This window comes from Haloactinopolyspora alba (assembly GCF_003014555.1).
GTDB lineage: Bacteria > Actinomycetota > Actinomycetes > Jiangellales > Jiangellaceae > Haloactinopolyspora > Haloactinopolyspora alba.
In genome coordinates this window covers 8,507-21,155 of record NZ_PYGE01000029.1, presented here as the reverse complement: position 1 = coordinate 21,155, position 12,649 = coordinate 8,507, and the positions used below count along the sequence as shown (strand labels likewise).

The 12,649-nt window shown below is 70.1% G+C and carries 5 protein-coding genes; all 5 read left to right on the top strand.

All coding sequences use genetic code 11. The features are described from left to right. Positions 1 to 71 precede the first annotated feature (71 nt). The 5 genes from infC (at position 72) to CLV30_RS24305 (ending at position 12,601) form a co-directional block, all read left to right on the top strand. Positions 72 to 797, top strand: a complete 726-nt coding sequence (gene infC, locus CLV30_RS24325; RefSeq protein ID WP_240723268.1) for a translation initiation factor IF-3 — start codon at positions 72 to 74, stop codon at positions 795 to 797. Positions 798 to 814: 17 nt separating this feature from the next. Then, a complete protein-coding gene (gene rpmI, locus CLV30_RS24320; protein ID WP_106539847.1) occupies positions 815 to 1,009 on the top strand; it encodes a 50S ribosomal protein L35 in 195 nt (64 codons plus the stop codon). A gap of 61 nt (positions 1,010 to 1,070) precedes the next feature. Continuing rightward, complete coding sequence (gene rplT, locus CLV30_RS24315; protein WP_106539846.1) at positions 1,071 to 1,451, top strand: 50S ribosomal protein L20; 381 nt, start codon at positions 1,071 to 1,073, stop codon at positions 1,449 to 1,451. Positions 1,452 to 1,558: 107 nt separating this feature from the next. Further along, complete coding sequence (locus CLV30_RS24310) at positions 1,559 to 2,383, top strand: TrmH family RNA methyltransferase (protein WP_106539845.1); 825 nt, start codon at positions 1,559 to 1,561, stop codon at positions 2,381 to 2,383. A gap of 405 nt (positions 2,384 to 2,788) precedes the next feature. Next, on the top strand, positions 2,789 to 12,601 hold the full coding sequence (locus tag CLV30_RS24305) for a calcium-binding protein (protein ID WP_129710968.1): 9,813 nt from the start codon (positions 2,789 to 2,791) through the stop codon (positions 12,599 to 12,601). Positions 12,602 to 12,649 lie beyond the last annotated feature (48 nt).

Below are 12,649 nucleotides of genomic sequence, written 5' to 3'. Positions count from 1 at the left end.
AATATTCCACGACCACGATGGGTTGGGCTTCGCGTGCACGTGTCGCGGAGCCCGTTTGTGGTTCTGGGGCCGTGGTCCAGCAGCACAGACATCCCATCGATTGTCGGGAGGAAGGCATCAGCGCAGAGCCACGCATCAACGACCGGATTCGCGTTTCCGAAGTCCGGCTCGTCGGCCCCAATGGCGAGCAGGTAGGCATCGTCCGTATCGAGGACGCGCTGCGCCTCGCCGGGGAGGCCGACCTCGACCTGGTCGAGGTGGCACCGGGAGCTCGCCCACCGGTGGCGAAGCTCATGGACTACGGCAAGTACAAGTACGAGTCCGCCATGAAGGCGCGTGAGGCTCGGCGGAACCAGTCGCATGTCCTGATCAAGGAGCAGAAGCTCCGTCCCAAGATCGACAAGCACGACTACGAGACGAAGAAGCGCAACGTCGAGCGTTTCCTGGCCGAGGGCGACAAGGTCAAGGTCACCATCATGTTCCGCGGCCGCGAGCAGTCCCGGCCCGAGCTGGGCTTCCGGCTGCTGCAGCGGCTGGCCGAGGACGTCGGTGAGCTCGGCTTCATCGAGTCGTCGCCGAAGCAGGACGGCCGTAACATGATCATGGTGTTGGGGCCGACCAAGAAGAAGTCCGACGCCAAGGCCGAACGCGAGGCGGCGAAGGTCGAGCGGCAGGCTCAGCGCAGCGCGGACGAAGAGGCCGAGAAGGCCGAGCGTGCGGCGGGGCGTGCTGCCGCGGAGGCCGACAAGGCCCACCGTGGTGAGCGCCCGCAGGCCACACCCGAGAACGAAGAGTAAGAGGAGACGACGGCGCCATGCCGAAGAACAAGACGCACAGCGGGGCGAGCAAGCGCTTCCGGGTGACGGGTAGCGGGAAGATCCGGCGGGAGAAGGCGAATCGGCGCCACTACTTCGTGAACAAGCCTTCCACCCGGACCCGTCGGCTCGACGGCACCACCGACGTGTCCAAGCCGGACGAGAACCGGGTCAAGAAGATGCTCGGCCGATAAGGCGACCACGACGCAGACATGAACCCGGCCCCGTGCGGGCCGAACGGAGCAAGGAGTATCAGTGGCACGCGTGAAGCGGGCGACCAACGCCCACAAGAAGCGCCGCGAGACGCTCGAGAGGGCCAGCGGCTACCGGGGTCAGCGCTCCCGGATGTACCGGAAGGCGAAAGAGCAGGTCACGCACTCGCTCGTCTACGCCTACCGTGACCGTAAGCAGCGCAAGGGTGACTTCCGGCAGCTGTGGATCACTCGGATCAACGCGGCGGCGCGCGCCGAGGGCCTGACGTACAACCGCTTCATCCAGGGGCTGCGCCTCGCCGAGATCGAGGTCGACCGGAAGATCCTGGCGGACCTCGCCGTCAACGACCAGCCGGCCTTCAAGGCCCTGGTCGAGACCGCCCGGGCGGCTCTGCCGGCCGACCGGAACGCGCCGGCGACCTGAGCCGTCGTTCACGTCGCCTCCGGTGACGGGCCCGCCCGATGACACAGTTCATCGTGCGGGCCCGTTTTCGGTGATCACGCGGGTACGCGGACGAGGAGAGCGCGCACATGCTGACACGACGCTCCGGCCGGATCCGGGACGCGCACAAGCTCACCCGGCGTGCCGGCCGGGTGAAGGCCGGCCTGTTCCTGGCCGAGGGTGCGCAGGCGGTCCGCGAGGCGGTGGCCGCGGGGCCCGGGCGGGTGGTCGAGATCATGGCGAGCGAGTCGGCCCGCGACCGGCACCCCGCGATCGTCGCCGACGCGGAAGAGGCCGGCATCGCGGTCACGCTCGCCGCTGACGACGCGCTGGCCGACCTGTCCGAGACGGTCACCCCGCAGGGCCTGGTCGCCGTGTGCCGCTCGCTGACGCTTCCGCTCGACGACGCGCTGCCCGCGGCGCCGGGGCTCGTGGCGGTGCTCGCCGGGGCACAGGACCCCGGCAACGCGGGCACCGTGATCCGTTGCGCGGACGCCGCCGGTGCCGACGCCGTCGTGCTGACCAGCGGCTCGGTCGACGCCCAGGGTGGCAAAGCCGTGCGAGCCTCGGCCGGGAGCGTGTTTCACCTGCCGATCAGCGCGGACACGCCGGCTGAGCAGGTGATCGCCGCACTGCGCGGCAGGGGTGTCACGGTCCTGGCGGCCGACGGGACCGGCCGGCAGGATCTGGACGCCGTGGAGGACGCCGGTGTTCTTGCCGGCCCGACGGCGTGGCTGTTCGGCAACGAGGCCCGCGGTGTGCCGGACGAGGTGCTGCACCAGGTCGACCAGGTCGTCAGGGTGCCGATCTACGGCCGGGCCGAGAGCCTGAACCTGGCCGCCGCAGCCGCGGTCTGCCTCTACGCGTCGGCGCGGTCACAACGACGTCCCCGAACCTCGCATGATCCGTGCTGACACAAATACTTTCATGTCATAACAGGTCATGGTCCGAAATGCTGCTGATAATTCGGTAGCTAACCATTGACGGTTCTTGAGGTCGTCTGTACGGTCAGCGCCGGGGGGAGGGCTGACAATGGCCCGTACCGGGGAGATCACGCAGACGACGGCCGAACGGTCAGTGACCGTTCTCCGTCGGCGCGATGCTGACAGGTCGACCGTGTTCCGTGATTCGGTATTCGACCTGCGATCCTCCGGTTCGCCCGCGTCGTTGTTGCATGGCCGGAACGGGTGGCCGGTCTTGTCCGCGGGGTCCACGACGCCGCGAACTTTCACGTCAGGGCCTGGAACTCTCCGGTCCTGAGCGCGTCGACCGGCCACGAGGGGCGTGTGGTCGGCTCGGTACCCCTCGGGGGGCTGCTCATGAAGCGTGAGCTTGCTGGATTCACGGCCGTATTGCTGATCACCGCGTCCACGACGACCACCGCCGCCGCGAGCGAGCACAGCGATCCGCTCGCCGCCGGGCTGCGGGACGGCATGGGCCAGATCGCGGACTGGTATGCCGCCGAACTGCCGCAGTACGACCGGTTCGGGCAGAAGGTGCCGCTGATCGACGTGGTCCCAGGGGTGGACACCGCGATCAGTGCGGTGTTCAGCGGGCCGCTGTCGTTCGCGAGCGGCAACGACCTGGGCGCGTTGCCCGACGTTGACGCGCTCGCCGCCGCTGTTTCCGGCGAAGTGGCGCTCGACGCCGGACTGTCCTTCGCGGTCGAGGCCGAACCCGTGGACGACAACGGCCTGCGGTTCGCCGTGACGATCCGCCGTGAGCTCGACGACGTCGGCTTCGCCGTGTCCCGGGACGCCGCCGACGGCGTCTCGCCCGTCGGTATCGGCTCTCCGACCGACGACGACGGCGACGTGGTCGACGGCGTGCCGGTCACGCTGACCTTCGAGACGGCGATGACGGTCCGGTACACGCCCGATGACGACCAGTTCTGGATCGAGGCCGACCCCGGCCCCACGGCGGTGATCAGTGCCGCCATCGACTCCGACCGGACGACGCCCGAGCCGGACCCGTTCACGGTCGGGGCCGAGGGCCTGCCGGCCGCGGTCGGAATCCTGGACGCGACCGTGGCTGCCGGGTCCACGCTGGCGCTCGACGCGGAGTTTGCCGCAACCCTGCACGACACCGACGACGACGGGATGCTCCAGTTCGACGAGAAACCCGACGACGGCGGCACGAACGTGATCCCGGGAGAGATGCGCTTCGCCCTGGAGGATCTCATCGGGACCGTCACCCGGACCGGCAGCGCCGACGGCACGTTCACGCTCGAGTCGTCGACGGTCACGATCGGCGACGGTGCGGATGCGCTCTCCGCCGAGGTGGGCGTCGACGGCCCGGATCTGGGCGCGGCCGAGCCGGTGGTGAGCACCGACGCGACTTACGACGACGTCTTCGCCGATTTCCTCAGCGTGGACGCTTCCGAGCTGCTCGGCGGCCTCGGTCAGCTGTTCCTCGCCACGAGCGTGGTGCAGGGGCACCCGGCCGCGGACATCCAGCTTCCGTTCCTGGGTGTGTCACTGCGTGGCATCGCCAGCCCGGCCGACGGTCTGGCCGAGTTCGTCACGGATCAGACGGTGGAGTTCGATCCGGGTAACCCGGAGGCCAGTCAGTTCGGCCAGGCGAGGTTCACCACCATCGGCCAGCTCGTCGACCGGCTCACCGCCGAGGACGACGGCGTGCCGGGCCTGGACGCGTCGCTGCTGGAACCGGTGTACGACCCGGAAACCCAGGTCCTGGACCTGCGGATCACGATCGACAATTCGCTCGGTGACGAGGCGCCGATCACCGATCAGGACGGTGATCAGACCGGTTGGCTCGACTTCGGCGACACACTCCGGGCCGACGCGGGCATCGATGCGCTGCAACATCGGCAGACCCAAGCCGCGCCGGCCCGCGCTCGCACCGGCGGCAGCGTCGACCTGCTGTGGACCGTCGACCTCCAGCCGGGGGACACCTCCTGCGACGACCCGGACACGCCCGACGTGAACGAGTGCGACGACCCGGACACGCCTACGATCACCGAGACCGAGCAACCCGCGATCTACGAGCGGTTCGGGCTCAGGGAGTCCGAAAACCACGAGATCGAGGTCCTGTCCGAGGTTCGCGTCCCGGCCTCCGGCAGCATCGGCACGGCCGGTTGGGTCGAGGTCCGCGGAGTCGGTGGAGAGATCGTCTACCGGCCGGCGGCAGGCGCGGAAGAGCCCGCGGTGACGGTCGACCTTCTGCTCGACGGCGGTCACCAGTCGATCCACTCGTTCCTGCAGGCACTGACCGCCGCGGAGGAGGGCCAGCCGCCGCCGGTGGCCGCGGATCATCTCGCGGTCGAGCGTGACCTCGGTGTGGAAGGTTCGCTCCAGCTGCGTGTCGTCGATGCCGAGGGTGAAGAGGTCACCGTGGGCGCAGGCGGCACGGCCGGCGTGTCGCTCACCTGGCCCACCGCACACGATCCGGACACGTCCCCCGAGGTGACCACGACCGACAGCCGCGCCGCCCTGCTGAAGGCGCTCGACTACGATCTTGAGCACCGCACGGCGTTGTTCGGCCGCGTCGTCGACACGGTCGACGGCTTGCTGGGCCAGGTTCAGCAGATCGGCTCCGACGGTGCGATCGCGACCGAAGCTCTGCAGACGCCGATGCCGATCGTCGAGCGCAGCCTCGGCAGCTTGGCCCGTGAAGCCACCGCCTTGTCCGACACCATCGATGGGATCCGCACGGCCGGCCCGCCCGGGTCGTTGCAAGCCTTCGAGAAGGCCGTCCAGGACCGGCTCGCCGAGCTGCTCGGGTCCGGAGCCGAGACCGACCTGGACTGGGAGATCGCCGACCTGGAGGACGACGGTACGCCGGACCTCGTGGTCACGATCGGCGCGTCGTCCACGTATGCCGACGACGTTCCGGTCTCGCTGCCGGTGCCGGGCACGGGCGACCTGTTCGGTGGCACGCAGGGCAGCGTGTCGCTCGAGGTGGGAGCCGGGCTCGACCTCGGTTTCCCGGTCGACGTGTCGGACGCCACGCTTCCCGATGCGGCGGATCTGCGGATCCGGGAGAGCTCCGGTCTCGACGTGACCGGCACGGCCGCGCTCGGCGAAGAGGACTCCCTGGGTGTCGCCGTGGCCGGCGTCGACGTTCAGCTCGGGCCGGGCGGCGAAGCCAAGCTCGACGCCGGCGTCGAGGTTGGCGTGGACGGCGCCGGTGACGGATTCGTCCCCGCGGGCACCTGGATGTCGCAGCTGAACGCGCAATTGCAGCCGAGCGGGCAGACGTGCACGACGAGCACGGTCCCCGCCGAAACCGCGAAGCGGACCGTCACTGGGCAGCTCGCGTGTGTGAACCTGCCGATTCTCGTCGACGGCGAACCGATCGACCCGGCGGACCCTGCGAACAGCCTGCTCCAGGTGACCGCCGACGATCTCGGCGCCCCCGTCGTCGACGCTCCGGACGACCTGAGCGGGCTGCTGGCGGGCCAGTTGCTCAGCCTGGCGGGCCTCGGTGACGTCTTCGGCCAGGTCTCCACATTGCTGAACCGGGTGTTCGACGCCACCGAATGGGGATCCAAGATCCCCTTCATCGGTAAGCACCTGACCGGTAGCGACAAGGCGCTGGGGGAAGTCGGTTCGGCTTTCGACAACTTCACCAGCGCTCTCACCGACCCGATCGAGATCGCCGACGAAGAAAACGGAGCCGCCGCGGCGGCACTCACGCCGAGCGTGGCCGACCTGCGGACGCATCTCGAGAAGGCCGCCGCCGAACTTCCTGCCGACCTGCTCGTCGCTTTCGACACCGAAGACGACGTCAAGATCACGTTGCGCTGCGGCAGCAACGAATGTGCCGACGAAAGCGACACGGACGCCACGAACGTCAGCGCTGTCGAGGTCGAGTTCTCGCTCGGGCAAGGCGACGTCGCCGGTGACCCCGTCTGCTCCCAGGCGGACCAGGCAGACTGCCTGTTCGAGCTCCCGTTCGACCTCGGACTGCCGGGACTGCCGCTACGCACCAGCGGAGACGTGAACGTCGGGGGCGGCTGGCGGGTCGACCTCGGCTTCGGTATCAGCCGCGACCGCGGCGCCTACCTGCTGGACGACCCGCGCTCGTCCATGCCGGACGGAGGAACGGACCCGGCGCACATGGTCGCCAAGCTGCAGGCCAGCCTGAACGGCGAACTCGCCGCGTCGTTGGGCATCTTCTCGGCCGCGATCACGTCCGACGAGGAGGCGTCCGGGGTGCGAGCCGACTTCAGCGCGAGCCTGCCCTCCGGTGACGCGGATGGGCGGATCCTGGTGGGCGAGCTGGTGACCATGGCCACCAGTGACCTCAGCGGATCCTTCGACCCGACCTTCGACGTCTCGGCCGGCATCAAGCTCGACTTCACGGCCGGCGCCGGCGACGTCGGTCTGCCCGGGCTGGAGACCAGCCTGTGCTACGGGTTCCCCTCGTCCAACTGCGACGGCAGTGGCAGCGCGGCGGCGGCCACGCAGGCCGGCGAGTTCGACCCGGCCGCGGCGCTGGTCCAGTTCGACGGCGTCTACCTGAATCTGGGCGATGTGCTGCAGTCGATGCTCGGTGAGCCGCTGCGCTTCGTGGGCGACATCACCGAGCCGATCGAGCCGGTCCTGGACTTCCTGACAGCCCCGATCCCGGTGATCTCGGACCTTTCACGCCTGTTCGGTGGGCCAGACGTCACGATGCTCTCCCTGGCCAGGCTGCTGGGCATGGACGACAGCACCGAGTTCGTCGCATCGGTGTCCAGTGCGGTGCGCCTCGCGGACTCGTTCGCCGGCGGGGCCATCAAGGTCGCCGACACGGTGACGCTCGACGCCGAGCGGGCCGGTGGCAACCGGCCGGCGCCGGACCAGGCGTTCGACGCATTGACCGACGACATCAGCGGCATGATCGGCACTGTAGATCAGGACGGGGAAGCGGCAGCCGCAGTCGAGGCGAACAAGGCAAAGGTGGCCGATACGCCCCAGTCGTGGGTGACGGCGCCGGTCCTCGAAAACCCCGGCTGCCTGGTGACGACGATATTCGGGCAGGACTGCGACATCGTCCGCTGGGAGCCGCCGCCGCTGAAGGTCGAGTTCGCCTACGACCAGGCGTTCGGGCCGTTCTTCGGCGTGCTCTACGTGAGCATCGGCGGGTGGGCCGGCGCGGGCGCTCGGTTCGGCGCCGGGCTGAGCACCGCCGGAATCCGTGAGGCGCTGGATCAGGACTCGAGTGTCGTCGACAGTCTGGCGTTCGCCCTGCACGGGCTCTACGTCATCGACTTCGATGACCCCGAGCTGTTCCTGGAGGCCGGTATCAAGGCCGGCGGCAAGATCGACGCGGTCGTCGCCGCCGCAGGTGTGGACGGCGGCGTCGCGGCCAACCTCGGGTTCGACCTGAGGGATCCGGTGCCAGACGGGCGCGTGCACACCACCGAGATCGGGCAGAAGATCTTCACCCCGCTGTGTATGTTCGACATCGCCGGGAAGCTCACCGCGTTCCTGGAGGCGTGGGCTCGTCTCGGGGTGAGCCCGTTCAGCGTGCGCAAGACGTTCAAGCTGGCCGAGGTGACGCTGTTCGACTTCACCGCGGCGTTGCAGGAGCAGTGTGAGAAGAACGCCGCTCCGCCGGTCCTGGCGTCCACCGATGACGACGAGACGTGGGACTTCGGTGCGCGCGGAACACACCACGTCGAGGTGCTCCGGCTGAACATGGGCGCCCACGCGAGCGATCGCGGCGCGTTCACGGACGTGACGGACGAGTCGTTCACCGTCCGCGAGTTGGCCGCGCCGGTCTGGGACGGCGACACACCGGTGTCGCCGGGGCGCTACCAGGTGTCCGCGTTCGGGCATTCGCAGGAGAAGGACCCGGACGACGGCCGGGTGTACGAGGGGTACGCAGTGGTCCTGGACGCCGCCGACGGCCACGACAACGTGGTGTTCAGCGGCGGTCAGAGCGTCGACATCACCGACGAGCAGGGCCTGGACCAGCCCGCGACATCCAGCTTCTCCGCCGCGGTCTGGGGCGATCTGGGTCCCGGGAACGACGTGATCCAGACCGGCGACGGCGACGACCGGATCGCAGGTGGTCAGGGCACGGACGACATCGTCCTCGGCCGCGGCGGCGACCGAGGTCACGGCGACAGCCAAGCCGGTCTGGACGGGCTGTTCACCGTCAGTGCCTCGACCGACAGCAGCGGTGCGGCCGACGTGGTCGACGGCGCCGACGGCGACGACGTGCTGTTCGGCGGTGGTGGCGACGACGAGGTCAACGCCGGCCCGGGCAGTGACACCATCAACGCTGGCGGCGACAGCGATGTGGCCTACGGCGACGACGGAGTCGACACCGTGACCGGCGGTCTGGGCGCGGACACGCTCTACGGCGGTGACGGGAACGACACCGTCCACGGTGACACGGCCGCCGACGCCGACGACCCCAACGCCACCGGCGATCCGCCGTCCGGCAGCGCGGACACCGTCTTCGCCGGACCCGGCCGTGACCGGGTGTTCGCCGGGGCCGGTGGCGACACCGTCCACGGCGAGCCGGGCAACGACACCGTCTTCGGCCAATGGGGCGCCGACACCGTCGACGGCAGCGACGGCCACGACCTGCTCGCCGGCGGACCCGGTGACGACGCGGTCACCGGTGCCGCCGGGCACGACAAGATCTGGGGCGACGCACGCCCGGATCCGGACGACGACAGCGCCACCAGCTCCGACGACGCGACCTCCGGTGGCGGCGACACCATCGACGGTGGGCCCGGCTCGGACTTCGTCGACGGCGGTGGCGGCTCGGACGTGATCGGTAGCGGTCCCGGCGACGACGGCGTGACCGGCGGCTGGGGCGACGACACCATCCGCGCCGGAGACGACGCCGACCTGGTGGCCGGCGACGTCGCGGCGATCACCGGCGTCCCCACGGACTGGTCGGTGCAGATCGACGACGACGGTGCCGCCGACGACACGGACGCCGAGGACCGGATCTTCGGGGATGCCGGCGACGACACCGTGTACGGACAGAGCCGTGGGGACGAGATCCACGGCGGGCTCGACGACGACGTCATCCGCGGCAACGCCGGCGAGGACGAGATCTGGGGCGACGGCGGCGACGACGAGATCCACGGCAACGTCCACGACGACGTGGCGATGGCCGGTCCGGGCGACGATCTCGCCTTCGGCGGGCCGGGCAGCGACGAGCTGTACGGCCACGCCGGAACCGACCGGCTCGTGGGCGGCAGCGTCGACTCGGCGGCGGCCGACGCCGGTGACGTGATCTACGGCGGCGCCGGCGAGGACGTGGCCCTGGGCGACAACGGCACCGTGGGCGACGTGCTGGACGAGTCCACGATCGTCCCGGCGAACGGCAACGAGGCGGGCACGTTCGGCGACGACCACATGGGTGGCGGCGCCGGCCGGGACGTGCTGCACGGCCAGGACGGCGGCGACCGGCTCTTCGGTGATGCCGGAGACGACCAGCTCTTCGGTGAGCTGGGTGCGGACCGGCTGATCGGCGGGGCGGACCACGACACGCTGCTGGGCGATCAGGGCGCGGTCACACCGGCCGCCGCGGTCGACCCGGACGGCACGGACGGCGTCGGGCGCTGGCCCGGCGGTGCGCCGCGGTGGACCACACAGCTGGTGGCGCCGGACGAGGGCGGCGAGGACGATCTGTTCGGCCGTTCCGGCGACGACCACGTGTACGGCGGCTGGGCCGACGACTATCTCGAAGGCGGACCGGGCGACGACGCGATCGAGGGCAACGGCGGCCGGGACACGATGTACGGCAACGAGCCGCCGGACGGTTCCGCCGCCGGGCCGATGTCCGCCGCGGCGGAGGCGCAGGCCGCTGCCGATCCGCGGGACGCCGACGACATGATCGGTGGATCGTCGGTGGTCAACGGCGCGGAGGCCAAGCTCGACGAGGGCGAGTTCCTGATGTTCGGCAACGAGCTCGAGGACGTCATGGCCGGCGACAACGCCGTCATCACCGGTGTCGTCGCACCGGGCGACAGCGGTGCGACGTGGGCTGTCGACGACGTCACCGGCGGCCGGCTGCGTCAGATCGAACTGTTGGATCGCGAGAAGTCTGCCACCACGCCGATCCCGCTTTCCGACGTCTCCGGGCCGGACCTCGTGCACGGCAACGAGGGCAACGACCGCATGTTCGGCCAGGGCGGTACCGACATCCTCAAGGGCAACGAGGATGACGACTTCGTCCAGGGCAACCAGGATCGTGACCTCATCGAGGGCAACGGGGGCGAGGACGACCTGGTCGGTGGTTCGCAGTTCCTGTCGCCGTTCGTGGGCACTCCGGACGAACACCACCCGGACCAGGGCGACCACGACGCCGGCGACGAGATCTACGGCGGCGCGGGCGCCGACGTGGCCATCGGCGACAACGGCGACGTGACCCGCCGTTGCCAGGAGGACGTCGACTACACCTACGCCACCACGCAGCTGGGCATCGAGAACCAGCGCTGCATCCAGCTGCTCGACCTGCAGGCTCCGCCGGCGGAGGCGAACTTCGGCCCGGACGTCATCTCCGGCGGCGCCGGTGTCGACGTCCTGTTCGGTCAGGACGCCGACGACGTCGTCGCCGGCGGGCCGGACGACGACTACATGGAAGGCAACGGCGGCACCGAGTGGTTGTTCGGCGACAGCCTGGCATCGGGGGTCAAGACGAGTCCGCCGAGCGTCACGCTGCCGTACGAGACGTTGCCCGCGGACGCCCAGGACGAGCTGGCGCTGCCGACGCCAGGCACGCTGGAGTTCCCGCCCGCGGTGCCGTTCTTCGACACCTGTCCGCTCGACGACGACAACGACGACAACGACTGCCGTAGCGCCGCGCCCGAGCTGGAAGGTCCAGCGGGTCCGGATGGTCAGGACGACCAGATCGGCGGGTCGTCCCGCTCGGACCACCGCGACAGTGCCGACGTCGTGTTCGGCGACGGGGCCGCGGACTTCCAGCTCGGCGACAACGGCCGGCTGGACCGCGAGATCGTGGACGGGGCGTACTCGACCTACGCCGACTACAACCCGACCACCGTCGTTCGGGAGGCCACCCGCTACGACGTCGCCGGGCCGCCACACACCCATGGCCGCGACGTCCTCATCGGCGACGGCGGCGACGACTACCAGTGGGGCCAGGACGGCAACGACGCCCTGCTCGGCCAGCAGGACAACGACGAGCAGTACGGCGAGCTCGGCGGTGACTGGGTCGACGGCGCCCGTGGTCAGGACGTCCAGATCGGCGACCGTGGCGGCGTGGTGAGCCGGCTGCTCGGGCCGGGGGAGGAGGTCACCGCCACGACAGGCGGGCCGACCTTCTTCGACATCGTCCTGATGCGTGAGGGCACGTTCGACCGCCGGGTCGACCTGCAGCACGACGCCGACGGCAGCGCACTCGAGCATCCGGGCCTGACCTCCGGCGGCGACGACATCGTTCTCGGCGGGCCGGGGCACGACGTCATGCACGGTGCGTTCGCCGACGACGCCATGAACGGCAACGGCGGCGGCGACTGGATGTACGGCGACGACGGCGCCGACGTCATGTGGGGTGGACGCGGCTGCGTTCCCGGTGATCCCGAGGACGGGGTCGACGATTCGGGCGCGCCGTGTGCCGGAGTGGCCGACCCGGGGGAGTTCGACCAGTTCGTCGACATCCTGTTCGGCGGGCACGGCGGGACCTCCGGCGACGAGGTCGGGGACGCGGACATCCTCGACTTCCGGCCGCGGGCGGGCGTGGATCCGCCGCTGTGGCATCTGCTGACCGGCACGCTGAACGATGACGCCTCCGACCCGGACAGCATCGAGGACAACGACCACCACCACGGCGTCGACTGGATCTACGGCGGCTGGGACCGCGACGTCCTCCAGGGCGACATCGGGCAGAACGGGCCGGAGCCCGACGGCGACCGGCTGATCGACTGGGTCGGTGCTTTCAACCTGTTCACCCGGTGCAATGCCAGCTACGGCGACGACGGCGACATCCGTCAGCGTTCACCGCAGATGGAGACGCTGCTGCAGACGCTGGCCTTCGGCACCGGCGTCGGCACGAGCATGGACGACGTGCGGGACCCGGACTCGTCGGCGTACCGGGAGCTGGCGCTGGTGTACAAGACGGACACGAGGGAGAACAACGGGAGAGCGTTCCCCGGCACGCCGGGACACTTCGACGAGCCGTCGTGCCTGCCGTAGCCACGCCGTCGTTCGGCGGCGGCCGGCGCTCGATGTCGGCGAGGGGCC